Here is a 16,255-nt window from a genome sequence, read left to right as displayed (position 1 = left end):
CCCGCGCAGGGCCCGTTGAAGGGTCCGTTGACCGCGGCCGACATCGACGCGGCGGCCAAGCGGATCGCCGGCGTGGTCGCCCCCACCCCGTTGCAGCACAGCGACCGGCTCTCAGAGCTGACCGGTGCCGACGTGTATCTCAAGCGCGAAGACCTGCAGTCGGTGCGGTCCTACAAGCTGCGCGGCGCCTACAACCTGCTGGTCCAACTCAGCGAATCCGAGCTCGCCGCCGGCGTGGTGTGCTCGTCGGCCGGCAACCACGCGCAGGGATTCGCCTACGCCTGCCGGGCGCTGGGTGTCCACGGCCGGGTCTACGTGCCGGCCAAAACCCCGAAGCAGAAGCGTGACCGCATCCGCTACCACGGCGGCGAATTCATCGAGCTGATCGTCGGCGGCGCGACTTACGACCTGGCCGCGGAGGCGGCCCTGGCCGATGTCGCCCGCACCGGTGCCACCCTGGTGCCGCCCTACGACGACCTGCGGACGATGGCGGGCCAGGGCACCATCGCGGTGGAGATCCTCGACCAGCTCAACACCGAACCGGACCTGGTGATCGTGCCGGTCGGCGGCGGCGGCTGCATCTCGGGCATCACCACCTACCTGGCGGAGCGCACCGCCAACAGTGCCGTGCTGGGCATCGAACCGGCCGGAGCCGCCTCGATGATGGCTGCGCTGGCCGCTGGGGAACTGGTGAGCCTGGACCATGTCGACCAGTTCGTCGACGGGGCGGCCGTCCGGCGCGCCGGTGCGTTGCCGTACGCCGTGCTGTCCGGAGCCGGCGACATGGTGTCGGTGACCACCGTCGACGAAGGTGCGGTGTGCACCGCGATGCTCGACCTGTACCAGAACGAGGGGATCATCGCCGAGCCGGCGGGCGCCCTGTCGGTGGCCGGCCTGCTGGAGGCTGACATTTCCCCGGGTTCGACGGTGGTGTGCCTGATCTCCGGTGGCAACAACGACGTCTCCCGGTACGGCGAGATCCTGGAGCGCTCGCTGGTGCACCTGGGCCTCAAGCACTACTTCCTGGTCGACTTCCCCCAGGAACCGGGGGCGCTGCGGCGCTTCCTCGACGAGGTTCTCGGGCCCGGCGACGACGTCACGCTGTTCGAGTACGTCAAGCGCAACAACCGGGAGACCGGTGAGGCCCTGGTCGGCGTGCAACTGGGATCGGCCGCCGATCTCGACGGACTGCTGGAGCGCATGCGCACCTCGGAGATCCACGTCGAGCCACTGGAGCCCGGCTCTCCGGCGTATCGCTACCTGCTGTAGAGACGCGGATCCGCCGCAGCAGGTGAGCTCCGGGCGCCGAACGGGTAGCCGACGCCTCATGGTGTCATCGGAGACAACGCGCATGGATGAAACCGACGTCCGGCGGGTTCTCGATATCGCCCTGCGATTCGGGCAGCTGCTGTTGGGCTCACAGGCGGGAACCGCCGACGTCGCCTCGAGCATGCTCGCCATCGCCACCGCCTACGGGCTGCCGCAGACCCAGGTGGACATCATGGCGAACTCGATCCGGGTGTCGGTACCGCGAGGGGTGCCGGGCGCCCCGGTCACCGCGATGTATCTGGTGCAGTCGCGCTCACTGGACTACACGCGGCTGCAGCTGGCCACCGATCTCGCCGAGCATGTCGTGAACACGACGCCCGATCCCGAGTGGGTGCAGCAGCAGCTGGACATCGTGAACCGGGCCGCTCATCCCTATCCCCGGTGGGTCGCCACCGCCGGCTGGGCGGTGATGGCCGGTGGCTTCGCCGTACTGATCGGCGCCGGTCCGCTGGTGGCCCTGGTTTCGGCGGTCACCACCGCCCTGATCGACCGGATCGGCCGTGTACTCAACGGCTGGCAGCTGCCACTGCTGTTCCAGCAAGTCGTCGCCGCCGCGGTGGCCACCGGGGTCGCCATCAGCCTGCACGCCGCCGGCTGGCTGCCCGCCGGAACCCCGGTATCGCCGGTGGTGGCCGCCAACATCGTGGTGCTGTTGTCCGGGCTGGCCACCGTCGGCTCGGTGCAGGACGCCATCACCGGCTACCAACTCACGGCCGTCTCGCGGGGCATGGACATCCTGCTGCTGTCGGTCGGCATCCTGGTCGGCGTCTCGATCGCGGTGCAGATCGGCGGGGCGTTCGGAGTGCAAGTCCGGGTGAGCCCCGAGATGCCGGTCGCGGCGCTGAGCGTCCCGGTCTACCTCCTGGCCGGCGCGATCGGTGCGGCCGCCGCCGCTGTCGCGGGCTATGCGCAACTCAAGGCGGCCCTGGCGGCCGGACTTGCCGGGGCGACCGCAACGTTGCTGTTCTTCGGGCTGCAACTGGTGCAGGCCAATCCGATCGTGAGCTCATTTGCGGCCGCCGCGGCGACCGGTCTGGTCGGCACCCTGCTTGCGCCCCGGCTGCGCGTCACGCCGCTGGTGATCATCATGGCCGGCATCATCCCGCTGGTCCCCGGGCTGACCCTGTTCCGCGGCTTCGTGCAACTGGTCAACGGGCAGCCCAACGCCGGAGGCTCACTGGGGATGGCCGCCGGGCTGGCACTGGCCCTCGGCGCCGGCGCGGTGTTGGGGCCGTTGCTGGCGCCCTCGGTGCGACGCGAACTCGGCCGCTATCACCTGCGTGGACGTGGGCAGGCGACGCGTCGTCTCCGCAGCCCGTATCGCATCCCGCAGCTCGCCGGCATTCGCTACTTCGGGCGCCGGTTGGGTCATTCAGGAGGGTGAGCCAGGGGGCACGCTGCCGGCGATCCGACGGATGTCGGCGAGATGGTGAATCCCTTCGTGCATCGCTTGGCGGACAATCCAACGAGCGGAGCGCGTCTCGCCCGGCAGACGGGTCGCGGTGCGGTCCCAGTCTTGTCCGATGGTCCGGGCTACCTCGTCGAGGAATCCGGCGACGGCCGATGCGAGTTCGTCGACGATCCCGATCGGGTCACACTCGTTGTAGCGAAATCTCACCGCCCGTAGGTCGTTGAACAGCGGCTCGACCGCCGGTCGATCCTCGGTGCGGATGCGGTGAAGTCGGATCGTCGAGGCCATGTAGACGTCGCGCAGATGGCAGACGTATTCGGTGACAGACCACTCCGACGGATCCAGTCGTAGCCGCCGGGCATCGGCGCTCAGGGCAGCCACGTCGCGGAGGACCGCCGGCGGCAGCCGCTTGATCTCATCGACAGCACGCTCGATGGTGATGTCGGCGTACGTCAGGGCGCAGGTCGCGCAGACATGGTCTTCGCCGGCCAATGGCGGTATCCCGTTGCCGTTCACCATTTCATTGTCGCCACTGTCGGGGGCCCGGTGATCGCCCATCTCAGCATCATGATGCGCCGATGCTAAGATGTTGCGATGCGGACGACTGTGGATCTGCCCGACGACTTGCACCGACAGGCGCAGGCGATTGCGCGGGACACCCGCCGCACGATCAGTGAGACGATCGCCGATCTGATGCGGCGCGGCTTGGGCCAGGGCGCTGACGCGCGCGTACACGAAAGTCACGTGACCGGCCTTCCGGTGATACATCTCGGCACCGTGGTGACCTCTGAGGATGTCCGATCCCTGGAGGACGAGGGTTGACCACACTGCTCGACGCCAACGTGCTGGTAGCACTGCTGGTCGAAGACCATGTTCACCACGGCCCGGCCGAGCGGTGGCTCGCCGCGACCAGTTCCGCCTTTGCGACGTGCCCCATTACCCAGGGCAGCCTTGTCCGCCTACTGATCAGGCAGGGGCAGACGGCCGCGACTGCGAGGGAGTTCGTCGGTGCCGTGACACGCGATCCCCGACACGAATTCTGGCCGGACAGTCTGCCGTTCACCGAGGTCAGTTTCACCGGCGTCATCGGCCATCGGCAGGTGACCGACGCGTACCTGGCCCAACTGGCCAGATCCCACAGCGGGCGGCTCGCCACCTTCGACCAGGGCATGGCGCAACTGCACAGCGATGTGGCGGACCTGCTGTCAACCGATTAGCAGCTCACCGGCTCTTGCACAGCACGGTCAGCGAGCGTCCCATCACCGTTACCGCCTGCCCGGCGTCAACCACCAGGTCAGTGCTGCCGGCCGGATGCGCGGTGTCGATCACCGCGGTCCAGACCTGTGCGTAATCGGTATTGGGCGTCACGAAGTCCACCGGTGTCTCACCGGCGTTGAAGCACAACAGAAATGAGTCGTCGATGATCCGTTGCCCGCGCAGATCCGGTTCCGGCAAGGCCTCGCCGTTGAGGAAAACCATGACGCACCTGCCGAATTCGCTGCCCCAGTCCTGCTGAGTCATCTCGTCGCCGGCCGGGGTCAGCCAGGCGATGTCACGCACCTCGTCGCCCCCGCAGATCGGCCGGCCCTCGAAGAACCGACGCCGACGGAACACCGGGTGTGCGGCGCGCAACGCGGTCATCGCGCGCGTGAATGCGAGTTGGTCGGCGTTGTGTTCAGCCAGCGTCCAGTCCATCCAGGACAATTCGGAGTCTTGGCAGTAGACGTTGTTGTTGCCGCGCTGGGAGCGGCCCATCTCGTCGCCGTGCAGGATCATCGGGGTGCCCTGGCTGATCAATAGGGTCGCCATGATGTTGCGGACCTGGTGGGCCCGCAAGGCCAGGATCGCGGGGTCGTCGGTCGGACCCTCCACACCACAGTTCCACGACCGGTTGTGGCTCTCGCCGTCGCGGTTGTCCTCGCCGTTGGCTTCGTTGTGTTTCTCGTTGTAGGACACCAAATCCGCCAGCGTGAAACCGTCGTGGCAGGTGACGAAGTTGATGCTTGCGCTGGGACGTCGCCCGGTCGCCTCGTAGAGGTCCGAGGAGCCGGTCAGGCGGGAGGCGAACTCGCCGAGGGTTTCCGGCTCGCCACGCCAGTAGTCGCGCACCGTGTCGCGGTATTTGCCGTTCCATTCCGTCCACAGCCCGGGGAAGTTGCCCACCTGGTAGCCGCCTTCGCCGACGTCCCAGGGCTCGGCGATCAGCTTCACCTGGCTGACCACCGGGTCCTGTTGCACCAGGTCGAAGAATGCCGACAGCCGATCGACGTCGTGCAATTCCCGAGCCAGGGTGGAGGCCAGGTCGAAACGGAAACCGTCGACGTGCATCTCGGTTACCCAGTAGCGCAACGAATCCATGATCAGCTGCAGGGTATGCGGATGACGGGCGTTGAGACTGTTGCCGGTTCCCGTGTAGTCGGTGTAGTGCCGCAGGTCGTCCTCGTCGAGGCGGTAGTAGGCGGCGTTGTCGATTCCGCGGAAGTTCAGCGTCGGGCCCAGGTGGTTGCCTTCGGCGGTGTGGTTGTAGACCACGTCGAGGATCACCTCGATGCCGGCTTGATGGAACGCGCGCACCATCGCCTTGAACTCGGCCACCGCACCGCCGGCCTGACGGTTGGCCGCGTACTCGTTGTGCGGCGCGAAGAAGCCGAATGTGTTGTACCCCCAGTAGTTTCGCAGTCCCAGCTGCAGCAGCCGCTGATCGTGCAGGAACTGGTGGACCGGCATCAGCTCGATGGCTGTGACGTTCAGCGACTTGAGGTGATCGATGATCACCGGATGCGCCAGCCCGGCGTAGGTGCCGCGTAGTTCGGCCGGAACACCCGGGTGGGTCTGGGTCATGCCCTTGACGTGCGCCTCGTAGATGAGCGTCTGGTGATACGGGGTGCGCGGTGATCGGTCGGCCGCCCAGTCGAAGTAGGGGTTGATCACCACGCTGGTCATGGTGTGGCCCAACGAGTCGAGTGCGGGGGGCTCAGCACCATTGTCGGGATTGGCCAGGTCGTAGGAGAACAGTTCCGGACCGAAGTCGAAGGCGCCGTGAAAGGCCTTGCCGTACGGGTCCAGCAGCAGCTTGCTGGGGTCGCAGCGGTGGCCAGCGGCGGGGTCGAACGGGCCGTGTACCCGGAAACCGTAGTGCTGACCGGGGCCGACGCCGGGCAGGTACGCGTGCCAGACGTAGCCGTCTACCTCGTCGAGACCGATCCGGGTCTCGGTGTGGTCGCGGTCGTCGATCAGGCAGAGTTCGACACGCTCGGCGACTTCGGAGAACACCGCGAAGTTGGTGCCGGCTCCGTCGTATACCGCGCCCAGCGGATAGCTGTTTCCGGGCCAGACCGTGGGCGCGGACGGCTCTGGTGGGGGCTCAGGGCCCGACTCAGCCGACGACACCGCTTGACCTTATCCGCTTTCCCGGCGTCCGCCGTGGAGCATGGCAGGGTTCACCACCAGCCGGTGGCCGCGCCCATCTGACGACCGAGTTCTCCGGTCATGGTGCGCATATAGGTCGCCGACAGGTGGTGAGAGTCGTGATAGACCAGCACATTCCCCTCGACCGCGCGGCAGATCTCTTTGTCGCAGACGGCGTCGGAGAGGTCCAGCGGCTTGAGCAGCGGGAATTTTCCGACGAAGTCCAGGGTGGGGTTGCGCTCGACGAGCACGTCGGAGCGTTTGATGCCGCAGGACTCCGCGTCACCGCCGGAGGCCAGGCAGTCCGCCGGCTGGAACGGGTCGCCGTCGCGCACCAGCCACGGGGTGTCGCGGACTCCCAGGATGGGAATGTGGTTGTCCGACAGCTGCTTCCAGATCCCGATATAGGTTCCGGGCATCACGTCGCCGGGTTTGATGTTCCACGGCCGGGTAGCGGTGGTGAATACGAAGTCCGGGTGGTCGGCGATCAACTTTTCCATCGTCTTGCCCACCCACTGGTAGCACTGCGGGTAGGGGGCGTTGTTGCCCATGATCAGCGGGACCTTCTCGGTGGACAGTGGACAGCCCATCTTGAGGTAGGTGACCACCTTGAAGTGGTGCCGCTGGCCGAGAATGTCCAGCGCGGGCAGCCAGTGTTCGGCATGCGATCCGCCGGCCAGCGCGACCGTCCTGGTCGCCTCCTTGTCGCCATAGGTGCAGTTGATCAGGTCCGGGTTGGTGAAGTTGCTGATGCAACCTTCCCGAGTGGAGCGCGGCAGATCCTTCTTGGCCTCCAGGATGGTGGGCCGCATCCGAAGTTTGGGGACGCGCTTGTGCTTCAGCAGCGCGCGGGCGCCGGGGTAGTCGTCCTTGCTGAGCTTGACCAGCTCGGTGCCGCTGGCACGCTGCACTGTGACATGTTCGCGCCAGGAGAATGACGTTGCCGTCAGCGCAACCCCCAGCAGCACCACCGTCGAGCCCAGCACCGACGTCGGGCGCCGCCACCAGCCGGCCGCGGGCCTGCGCCACCGCGGGCGCACCACCTGCGCAGCGGCCTGGCCGGCCGGCTTGCGGGAGCGCAGCGGATCTTCGACGAACCGGGTGGTCAGATATGCCAAGACACCCGACACCAACAGGATCACCGCGCCGTCCAGCAGGCTCGCGTGCCGATGCCCGCTGTAGGACAGCCAAAAGATCAGCAGCGGCCAGTGCCACAGGTACAACGAATAGGCCATCGAGCCGAGCGTCACCAGCGGCGCCGACGCCAGCCACCGGTTGGGCCACGGCAGCATGGCGCTGGTATTCGGGCGGGCTTGCCGGTTGGCCCCGGCCAGGATGAATGCCACTGTGGCGCCGACCGGCACCAGCGCCCACGGGCCAGGGAACTCCCGCACGCCCTCAATGAGGGCCCCACAGCTCAGGATGGCCGCCAGCGCCACTGTGCTGACGGCGGTCCGCAGCCACATCGGCCAGCGGATGTAGGGGACCAGCGCGCCGACCAGCGCACCGATCAACAGCTCCCAGGCGCGGGCGAAGCTGTTGTAGTAGGCCAGCGACTGATTGGCCTGGTGCGCGACGATCGCATACCAGAACGAGGCCACGGTCAGCGCCGTGAGCAGCACGATGAACGCGGCACGCAGGTGCTTGCCGAGCACGCGCCGGAACAGGAAGGCGAAGCCGAAGACCAGCAGCAGGAAGCTCAGGTAGAACTGGCCCTGCACCGACATCGACCAGATGTGCTGCAGGGGGCTGACGGCCTCACCGGCCTGCAGGTAGTCGGCGGCGCTGCGGGCCAACTCCCAGTTCTGGTAGTAGCCGAGGCTGGCCAGGCTCTGATCGGCGAACGTCTCCCAACGGGTCTGCGGCTGGATCCAGATAGTCAGCAGCGTGCAGGCGGCCAGCACCACCACCAGGGCGGGCAGCAGGCGGCGGACCAGCCGGACCAGGTCGGGGACTGGTGACAGTGACGAGGCCGGGTTCAGCGCGACCCGCAGCAGCTTGCCGCCGAAGAAGAAACCCGAGAGCGCCAGGAAGACATCGACCCCGCCGGACACCCGCCCGAACCAGACGTGGAACACCGCGACCAACGCGATCGCGACGCCCCGCAGACCGTCCAGATCGTGGCGGTAGAAGCCCTGTTTGCGGGTGCCCATCACGGTGGCCGACCCGGGGGTCGGTACCGACCCGGACGCGGGTGCCGCAACAGGTGTTACCGCCGGTCGGGGCGGGGACAGGGCAATCATGATCGCCCGACAATCTACCTAACCTGCCTGGAGAAACCGCATTCTGCGCGTTGTGATGTCGACCGAGTCGGTCAGGAACCGAGCACCCGGGTCAGGTAAGGGACCATGTTGGAGGTGCGCGCCGGTGAGACCGAGACCGCGGGGCTGGTGCCCTCGATCATCTGGTTGTTGCCCAGGTACAGCGCGACGCTCTGGGTTCCGCCGGGGCCGTAGCACAGCAGATCGCCGGGACGGGCTTGGGCGGGCGGCACCTTTTGGCCGACGCTGCACTGCTCGCCGGAAGTACGCGGCATCCTGATCCCGGCACCGGCGAATGCGTACTGAATCAGGCCGGATGCGTCGAAGCCGACGGTGGTGGTGTCCGGAATGTCCTCGGTGGGCACCAGCGACGTTCCCGGCAGGCCCGGGGTGACGCTGCCCGGCATCAGCGGGTTGCCTGAGGTGCGCGGGAGGCCGGCGCGGCCGGTGATGTCGGTCAACGAGCTGCGAGTGGTGGCCGCTCGAGCCCGCGCGCTGTTGGTGGGCCCGTTGACATCACCGCCGCCATAGACGAACGGCACCCCGCGCTGCGACAGCGCACGCTGGATCACCCGTTCGACCAGCTGGTTCTGACCGGTCTGTGACAGCGGGTCGGCATAGGCGGGCGCGGCACTGAGCGCCGGAGCCAGGGCCGCCGCCAATGCGATCGCGGTAGCGCAGACGCGTTTCATCTTCGAACAACCCCCTTATCGGCCGATATTCACGGCAGAATCACTCGTCACTTCTGTCACAGAGACTACCGGCGTTTACGCGCAGTCAGCCGCCGTGGAAGAGAAATTGCGCAACCTGTGACCCAACGGTTATGCCGGCGGCCACTACTGTCGTCAGGCATGTCCGCGTTGAGTCCCGACCAGATCAGCGCCATCGACGCCGCGCACCTGTGGCACCCGTACAGCACAATCGGCGCCGAATCCCTGGCGCCGACGGTGGCGCTGGCCGCCCGGGGCGCCTACCTGACTTTGGTCGTCGACGATGCACCGGTCGATGTGCTCGACGCGATGAGCTCCTGGTGGACTGCGATTCACGGCCACGGCCACCCCGAACTGGACGCCGCGCTGACGGCGCAGGTGGGCACCATGAGCCACGTCATGTTCGGCGGGCTCACCCACGAACCCGCCGCCCGGCTGGCCAAGCTGCTGGTGGAGATCACCCCGGCCGGGTTGGACACGGTGTTCTTCTCCGACTCAGGGTCGGTGTCGGTGGAGGTCGCGGTCAAGATGGCGCTGCAGTACTGGCGCGCTCGCGGCCGCGGCGCCAAACACCGGTTGATGACTTGGCGCGGCGGCTACCACGGCGACACCTTCACCCCGATGAGCGTCTGCGACCCCGACGGGGGCATGCATTCGCTGTGGCGCGAGGTATTGGTGGCGCAGCTGTTCGCCCCGCAGGTGCCCCGGGACTACGACCCGGCCTACAGTGCCGCGTTCGAGGCGCAGCTGGAGCACCATCGCGAAGAGGTGGCGGCCGTGATCGTCGAGCCGGTGGTGCAGGGCGCCGGCGGTATGCGCTTCCACGATCCGCGTTATCTGGCGGACCTGCGCGAGGCCTGCACCCGCCACGGCGTGCTGCTGATTTTCGACGAGATCGCCACCGGCTTCGGCCGCACCGGCGAGCTCTTCGCCGCCGACCACGTGGGCGTGAGCCCCGACATCATGTGTGTCGGCAAGGCCATGACCGGCGGCTACCTCAGCCTGGCCGCCACTTTGTGCAGCAGCGAGATTGCCCACACGATCAGCGGCGGCGAGGCCGGCGCGCTGATGCATGGGCCGACGTTTATGGCGAACCCGCTGGCGTGCGCGGTCTCGGTCGCCAGCACGGAGCTATTGCTGCGTCAGGACTGGCGCTCGTCGGTCGCCGCGCTCGGCGCCGGGTTGGCCACCGCCCTAGAACCCGCGCGCGACCTGCCGGGAGTCGTCGATGTCCGGGTCTGCGGCGCCATCGGCGTCATCGAATGCCGAGAGTCGGTGGACCTGGCCGTCGCGACTCGAGCCGCGCTGTCCCAGGGCGTGTGGCTGCGCCCGTTCCGCAACCTGATCTACGCGATGCCGCCCTACGTCTGTACGTCCGAGGAGATCGCCCGGATCGGCGGCGCGATGGTGCGCACTGTTCATGCCTTAGCCTGAACAGTGTTCAAGTCGTCTCGAGACCGCACAGGGAGCGCCGCGTGACCCGCACCGATGTGTCGCCACTGGCCTGGCTGGCCGAGGTGGAGCAGCGGCGTCGCGAGGCCGGCCTGCGACGTTCACTGCGGGCGCGGCCCGTCGTCACCGGCGAACTGGACCTGGCATCCAACGACTACCTCGGCCTGTCCACCCACCCGGCCGTCATCGCCGGCGGCGTGCAGGCGCTGCAGACCTGGGGCGGCGGCGCCGGGGGATCGCGCCTGGTGACCGGCAACACCGAACTTCATCAGCACTTCGAGCAGAAATTGGCCGATTTCGTCGGCGCCCCAGCGGGTTTGGTGTTCTCCTCCGGCTACACCGCCAACCTCGGCGCAGTGGTCAGCCTGTCCGGGCCGGGTGCACTGCTGGTCTCCGACGCCTACTGTCACGCATCTCTGGTCGACGCCTGCCGGCTGTCTAGGTCACGAGTCGTCGTCACCGAGCACCGCGACGTCGACGCGGTGGCCGCCGCACTGGCCGGCCGGACCGAGGAACGCGCCGTGGTACTCACCGAGTCGGTGTTCAGCACCGACGGCGCGCTGGCCCCGCTGCGGCAGCTGCACGAGGTGTGCCGCCGGCACGGCGCACTGTTGCTCGTCGACGAGGCGCACGCGCTGGGCGTGCGTGGCGCAGGCGGCCGCGGGCTGGTACACGAGGTCGGACTGGCCGGGGCGCCCGATGTGGTGATCACCACGACGTTGTCCAAGGCCTTGGGCAGTCAGGGCGGCGCGGTGTTGGGGCCGGTCGAGGTTCGCGACCACCTGATCGATTCGGCCCGTTCGTTCATCTTCGACACCGGTCTTGCGCCGGCGGCGCTGGGCGCCGCATCGGCCGCCCTGGATGTGCTGGTCGCCGAACCGTCCCGCGCCGCCGACGTGCTGCGAAACGCCGGCGTGCTAGCGGAGATCTGCGGGCTGCACCACCAGCAGGGCTCGTGCGGCGGTCCCAGCTTCACCTCTCCTTCGTCGAGCCTCGCTGAACCACCGGAATCCGCGGTGGTCTCGGTCATCCTCGGGGACGCCGAAGTGGCGGTGGCCGCCGCCACCGCATGCCTGGACGCCGGGGTGCGGGTGGGCTGTTTCCGGCCGCCCACCGTGCCGGCCGGCACGTCGCGACTGCGGTTGACTGCGCGGGCTTCGCTGACCGCCGACGATCTGGAGCTGGCGCGACGGGTGCTGCGCGACGTGCTGCGCCACCACCCCGCCTTGCCGTCATGACCGTCCTGGTCATCACCGGCACTGGCACCGGGGTGGGCAAGACGATCGCGACCGCCGCGCTGGCCGGCGCTGCCCGCCAGGCGGGTCTGGAGGTGGCGGTGTGCAAGCCGGTCCAGACCGGCACCGCTGACGGCGACGACGACCTGGCCGAGGTCGGCCGACTGTCGGGGGTGACCGCACTGTTCGCCGCCGCCCGCTACCCGGCGCCGCTGGCCCCGGTGGCCGCGGCCGAGCAGGCCGGGATGGCGCTGCCGACCCGGGCAGACCTGCTGGCCATGATCCGCGCCGCCGACCGACCGGGACAACTGACCCTCGTGGAGGGCGCCGGTGGCCTGCTGGTCGAGCTGGCCGCCGACGGCGTCACCCTGCGCGATCTGGCCATCGACCTGGGGGCCCCCGTGCTGGTGGTGGTCGACGCCGAACTGGGCACCCTCAATCACACCGCACTGACCCTGGAATCACTTGCCGGACAAGGACTGTCGTGCGCCGGATTGGTGATCGGCAGCTGGCCGGCTCAGCCTGGACCGGCCGCCACCAGTAATCGCGGGGCGCTTGCCCAGCAGGCGCCGGTACGCGCCGTGCTGCCGGCCGGAGCCGGCGCGCTGGGCGGCGCGGAGTTCGCCGCGATGAGTACCGCAGCGTTCGACACCGACTGGGTGCGCACCCTAGGGGGGTAGCGATGGTGCACTCGATCGAGCTGGTCTTCGACGCCGACACCGAGACCGCGCTCCGGCGGATCTGGTCCGATCTGGCCGCGGCAGAAGTGCCCACCCAGGCCCCGGCCGCTCGACCGCACGTCACCCTGGTGGTCGCCCAGCGCATCGATCCGCAGGTCGACGCCGCTCTAGTCGCGGTTGCCGACCGACTGCCGATGGCCTGCACGCTCGGCGCGACGCTGATCTTCGGCCGCTCGCACGGGGTACTGGCACGGCTGGTGGTGCCGACGCTGGCACTGCTGGAGCTGCACGAGCAGGTCTACCGATTATGCGCTCCCCACCTGATACCCGGCCCGCTGGCCAACGTGGCGCCCGGCCAGTGGACGGCGCACACCACGCTGGCCCGCCGGGTCGGTCCGGCCCAGTTGGGCCGGGCTCAGCGAATCGCCGGCCGCTCCGATATCACCGGACGGTTTGTCGGGCTGCGACGCTGGGATGGCAACGCGCGCACCGAATATCTGCTCAGCTGACGGAGAGCCCGGCGCGCATCGCCAGCCCGTCGACCAGCAATCCCAGCCCGAACGCGAAGGCGCTGCTCGGGTCGGCCTCGGGGGTGATCTCGGCAGCCCCGGCGGCGTCCCACTGCAGGCGGGACTGCTCGTCGGCGGTGAACCCCAAGACGTAGTAGACGACGGTGCGGGCGACTTGGCCGGCCTGATCAGGATGCACGCCGGCAGCCGTCGCCGCCTCCGCCAGCAGCGCCAGGATGTCGGTGGCCGCGCGGGACTGGCCCGCCGCCATGCTGGCCGACACCAGTTCGGCGCCGTCGGTGTGGGACAGCAGCGCGTTCCGCAGGCGTTCGCCGACGGTCTGGATCCGCCACTGCCAGCCGCCCGGGCCTGGGTCGGCACAGGCAGGTGCCAATACGCGGTCGGCGACCGCACCTAGGAGCTGCTGCTTGTTGGCGAAATGCCAGTACAGCGCGCTGGGGCTGACGTTGAGTTCGCGCGCCAGCCGGCGCATCGACAGATCGGCGATGCCGTAGTCGTCCAGGATGGTGGTCGCCGCGGCGACCACGTCAGGTTTGTGCAGCTGCACCCCGCTAGCCTAACCTGAACACCGTTCAAGTCTTGAGGGAGCACGCGTGACCCGCGGCGGCGACGATGTAGTGGGGGCACCCCAGCCCGCGCAGCGGCGAGGGGGACGAAGCGATGAGGAGGAGCGGCGCGCATGACTGACGACATCCTGGCGCTGGCCCGGGAACAGGTACTGGAGCGCGGCGAGGCGTTGCGGCGGGATCAGGTTCTCGAGGTGCTGCAGCTGCCCGACGATCGCCTCGATGAGCTGCTGGCATTGGCCCACGAGGTGCGGATGCGCTGGTGCGGTCCCGAGATCGAGGTCGAGGGCATCATCAGCCTGAAAACCGGTGGCTGCCCGGAGGATTGCCACTTCTGCTCGCAGTCGGGACTGTTCTCCTCACCCGTGCGCAGCGCTTGGCTGGACATTCCCAGCCTGGTCGAGGCGGCCAAGCAGACCGCCAAGACCGGAGCCACCGAGTTCTGCATCGTCGCCGCGGTGCGCGGGCCCGACGAGCGGCTGCTCGCCCAGGTCGCTGCCGGTATCGAAGCGATCCGCAACGAGGTCGACATCCAGATCGCCTGTTCGCTGGGCATGCTGACCCAGGAGCAGGTGGACAAGCTGGCCGCCATGGGCGTGCACCGCTACAACCACAACCTGGAGACCGCGCGATCGCATTTCCCGAACGTCGTCACCACCCACACCTGGGAAGAGCGGTGGGAGACCCTGCGGATGGTGGCCAAAGCCGGCGTGGAGGTCTGCTCCGGCGGCATCCTCGGCATGGGCGAGACGCTGGAGCAGCGCGCGGAGTTCGCGGCCGATCTGGCCGAGCTGAATCCCGACGAAGTACCGCTGAATTTCCTCAACCCGCGCCCGGGCACCCCGTTCGGTGACCTGGAGGTGCTGCCGGCCGCCGACGCGCTGCGGGCCGTCGCTGCGTTCCGGCTGGCCCTGCCGCGCACCATGCTGCGCTTCGCGGGCGGCCGGGAGATCACGCTGGGCGACCTGGGCGCCAAGCAGGGCATCCTGGGCGGCATCAACGCCATCATCGTCGGTAACTACCTGACCACCCTGGGCCGGCCGGCCGAGACCGACCTGGAACTGCTCGACGACCTGCAGATGCCGATCAAGGCACTCAACGCCACTCTGTGATGGTCCGCGACCTGCCCGTTCCGGTGGGAGCCGGCGTCTACAACGTCTACACCGGCGTGCAGATCGACGATCCGGCCGGCGCATCGCTGCCCACCGCGGCCCAGTTGGGTCTGGAGCCGCCACGATTCTGTGCCTCCTGCGGACGCCGGATGACGGTCCAGGTCCGCCCGGACGGGTGGTGGGCGAAGTGTTCGCGGCACGGCCTGGTGGATTCGTCGGAACTGGAAGCGCAGCGGTAGCCGGTCCTTGACGACCCGATGGGTGAGGCCGTCGCCGAATCGATAGGGAAACACCCGATTTATCTTTGCCGTCGGGCCTCCTAACGTCGGATGCGTTCACGAGCAAACCGGAGGAACGCATCATGAAAACCAAGGCCAAATATTCGTCATCGCTACCGCTGACTCTGGCGATCACCGGATTGGCCACCGCCTTTCCGGCGCCGGCGGTAGCCGATGACCTGCCCTACGGTCCCGACACCTGCGTGCAGGGCTTTGTCTGGCGCGAGGCACGTGGCGGCGACGACGTGTGCGTAGCGCCAGGAATCCGGGATGACACCGCCCGACAGAACGCGAGTGCCGCCCAAAACCGCGAGCCGAATGGCGGCGCTTACGGCCCGGCCACCTGCAAGTCGGGTTTCGTGTGGCGCGAGGCATTCGACGGTGACACCGTCTGCGTCGACCCCGGCGTTCGAGACCAGGCAAGGCGGCACAACGCCGCCGCCCAATCCCGGTATCAGCGCAATCATCCCGATCCGCAGCCGCGAGAGCGCCGCGAAGACAACGAACCGCCGTCCGGTGCCCCCGCCGGCACCGCGGGCAGTGGCGATCCGCTTGACGGGCCCAACGCGTGCAACCCGAGCCCATTTCAGCAGCAGGCGGGCCAGAAATACAACACCGACGTCTGCATGCTCGCCCCGGATTAATCCCGATCCCTGCCGGGTCCCTGCAGGCACTGCGGCGAGCTGCCGCTGCCGAAGCCGCTAGGCGGGGACCTCGCTAGGAGGGGACCTTCGGTGCGATTTTGCGCGCCAGGTCCACCGCGGCCGCGTTGGCCTCGGCGGCCGACAGTCGTAGCACCGCCACTTGCACCGTGTTCGACCGGTCGCCGGCGGCAAACCCGACCTGTCCCGACCCCATGTATCGGGTGCCGTAGGGGCCGGAGGTGAAGCCGTATACCGGATCGACCGGCGGCAACGTGTTGTTGGGCGCGGTTCCGGGATTGCCGATTTCCAGCGATACCGATTCGTAGGTTTCCCCGTTCTCCCACGTGCATTCGCCCATGTCCGCCCGGATCGACGAGGACTTGCCGTGCACCGTCGTACCGAGCAGCGCGGTGATGTCCTGGGCCGGCACCATCGCGCAGGCATCGATGGCAGTGCCGGCCGGGGTCGAGGCGTTCCTGCTGGGAGCGCTGTCGTTCGCGCCTGATCCGCAGGCGACGGTCCCGAACAACACCGCGCACAGCAAGAACGGCAGCAATTCTGTCGGCCGGCATGGTTCGTCGAGTTCGGTCATGGACCGACGGTATCGACGCGGCCGACGGCGATAAATCAGGTGTTTCC

General features: G+C 68.3%; 17 protein-coding genes. 11 read left to right on the top strand and 6 right to left on the bottom strand.

The window, feature by feature from the left end:
- Positions 1 to 15 precede the first annotated feature (15 nt).
- Together ilvA and NM962_19535 are read left to right on the top strand one after the other, a co-directional pair.
- Positions 16 to 1,269, top strand: coding sequence for a threonine ammonia-lyase IlvA (gene ilvA, locus NM962_19540; GenBank protein UVO14841.1), 1,254 nt, complete (start codon positions 16 to 18; stop codon positions 1,267 to 1,269).
- A gap of 82 nt (positions 1,270 to 1,351) precedes the next feature.
- Positions 1,352 to 2,713, top strand: coding sequence for a threonine/serine exporter family protein (locus NM962_19535; protein ID UVO12067.1), 1,362 nt, complete (start codon positions 1,352 to 1,354; stop codon positions 2,711 to 2,713).
- Here the strand turns inward: NM962_19535 and NM962_19530 are convergent.
- Complete coding sequence (locus NM962_19530; GenBank protein UVO12066.1) at positions 2,702 to 3,298, bottom strand: DinB family protein; 597 nt, start codon at positions 3,296 to 3,298, stop codon at positions 2,702 to 2,704. The two genes, NM962_19535 and NM962_19530, sit on opposite strands and share 12 nt — an antisense overlap.
- A gap of 36 nt (positions 3,299 to 3,334) precedes the next feature.
- On the opposite strand from NM962_19530, the gene NM962_19525 reads away from it, so the two are divergent.
- Together NM962_19525 and NM962_19520 are read left to right on the top strand one after the other, a co-directional pair.
- Positions 3,335 to 3,562, top strand: a complete 228-nt coding sequence (locus NM962_19525) for an antitoxin (GenBank protein ID UVO12065.1) — start codon at positions 3,335 to 3,337, stop codon at positions 3,560 to 3,562.
- Positions 3,559 to 3,957 (top strand): PIN domain-containing protein, encoded by a 399-nt coding sequence (locus NM962_19520; GenBank protein ID UVO12064.1) that lies wholly within the window; start codon positions 3,559 to 3,561, stop codon positions 3,955 to 3,957. The genes NM962_19525 and NM962_19520 overlap by 4 nt, the downstream gene beginning before the upstream one ends.
- A gap of 4 nt (positions 3,958 to 3,961) precedes the next feature.
- Here NM962_19520 and glgX read toward each other — a convergent pair whose 3' ends face one another.
- The 3 genes from glgX to ripD all read right to left on the bottom strand — a co-directional run bounded on the left by glgX (position 3,962) and on the right by ripD (position 9,101).
- Positions 3,962 to 6,130 (bottom strand): glycogen debranching protein GlgX, encoded by a 2,169-nt coding sequence (glgX, locus tag NM962_19515; GenBank protein ID UVO12063.1) that lies wholly within the window; start codon positions 6,128 to 6,130, stop codon positions 3,962 to 3,964.
- A gap of 50 nt (positions 6,131 to 6,180) precedes the next feature.
- Positions 6,181 to 8,301, bottom strand: coding sequence for an acyltransferase (locus tag NM962_19510; protein UVO12062.1), 2,121 nt, complete (start codon positions 8,299 to 8,301; stop codon positions 6,181 to 6,183).
- A 161-nt stretch (positions 8,302 to 8,462) separates the two neighbouring features.
- Positions 8,463 to 9,101: an NlpC/P60 family peptidoglycan-binding protein RipD gene (gene ripD, locus NM962_19505; protein UVO12061.1), complete on the bottom strand. Its 639-nt coding sequence runs from the start codon at positions 9,099 to 9,101 to the stop codon at positions 8,463 to 8,465.
- A 159-nt stretch (positions 9,102 to 9,260) separates the two neighbouring features.
- Between ripD and NM962_19500 the strand changes: the two genes are divergently transcribed.
- The 4 genes from NM962_19500 to NM962_19485 are packed head-to-tail and all read left to right on the top strand — an operon-like array spanning position 9,261 to position 12,995.
- Positions 9,261 to 10,553, top strand: coding sequence for an adenosylmethionine--8-amino-7-oxononanoate transaminase (locus tag NM962_19500; protein UVO12060.1), 1,293 nt, complete (start codon positions 9,261 to 9,263; stop codon positions 10,551 to 10,553).
- A gap of 41 nt (positions 10,554 to 10,594) precedes the next feature.
- Positions 10,595 to 11,809, top strand: a complete 1,215-nt coding sequence (locus NM962_19495) for an 8-amino-7-oxononanoate synthase (GenBank protein UVO12059.1) — start codon at positions 10,595 to 10,597, stop codon at positions 11,807 to 11,809.
- Positions 11,806 to 12,486, top strand: a complete 681-nt coding sequence (bioD, locus tag NM962_19490) for a dethiobiotin synthase (GenBank protein UVO12058.1) — start codon at positions 11,806 to 11,808, stop codon at positions 12,484 to 12,486. The genes NM962_19495 and bioD overlap by 4 nt, the downstream gene beginning before the upstream one ends.
- Before the next feature lie 2 nt (positions 12,487 to 12,488).
- The gene (locus NM962_19485) at positions 12,489 to 12,995 is read left to right on the top strand and encodes a 2'-5' RNA ligase family protein (protein ID UVO12057.1); all 507 of its coding nucleotides are present in this window, start codon (positions 12,489 to 12,491) and stop codon (positions 12,993 to 12,995) included.
- On the opposite strand, the gene NM962_19480 is transcribed toward NM962_19485, so the two are convergent.
- Positions 12,988 to 13,563, bottom strand: coding sequence for a TetR/AcrR family transcriptional regulator C-terminal domain-containing protein (locus tag NM962_19480; GenBank protein UVO12056.1), 576 nt, complete (start codon positions 13,561 to 13,563; stop codon positions 12,988 to 12,990). The genes NM962_19485 and NM962_19480 overlap by 8 nt on opposite strands.
- 132 nt (positions 13,564 to 13,695) lie before the next feature.
- On the opposite strand from NM962_19480, the gene bioB reads away from it, so the two are divergent.
- The 3 genes from bioB to NM962_19465 all read left to right on the top strand — a co-directional run bounded on the left by bioB (position 13,696) and on the right by NM962_19465 (position 15,616).
- Positions 13,696 to 14,694, top strand: coding sequence for a biotin synthase BioB (gene bioB, locus NM962_19475; GenBank protein ID UVO12055.1), 999 nt, complete (start codon positions 13,696 to 13,698; stop codon positions 14,692 to 14,694).
- Entirely contained in the window at positions 14,694 to 14,933 is a 240-nt protein-coding gene (locus tag NM962_19470) for a hypothetical protein (protein ID UVO12054.1), read from the top strand. Before bioB ends, NM962_19470 begins: the two co-directional genes overlap by 1 nt.
- Before the next feature lie 122 nt (positions 14,934 to 15,055).
- Positions 15,056 to 15,616: a hypothetical protein gene (locus NM962_19465; protein ID UVO12053.1), complete on the top strand. Its 561-nt coding sequence runs from the start codon at positions 15,056 to 15,058 to the stop codon at positions 15,614 to 15,616.
- 73 nt (positions 15,617 to 15,689) lie between these two features.
- Here the strand turns inward: NM962_19465 and NM962_19460 are convergent, their stop codons facing one another.
- Positions 15,690 to 16,208, bottom strand: a complete 519-nt coding sequence (locus NM962_19460) for a hypothetical protein (protein UVO12052.1) — start codon at positions 16,206 to 16,208, stop codon at positions 15,690 to 15,692.
- Positions 16,209 to 16,255 lie beyond the last annotated feature (47 nt).

Origin of the sequence: Mycobacterium sp. SVM_VP21, from assembly GCA_024758765.1 — a bacterium.
Lineage (GTDB): Bacteria > Actinomycetota > Actinomycetes > Mycobacteriales > Mycobacteriaceae > Mycobacterium > Mycobacterium heraklionense_C.
This window is presented reverse-complemented; position numbering and strand designations above follow the sequence as displayed.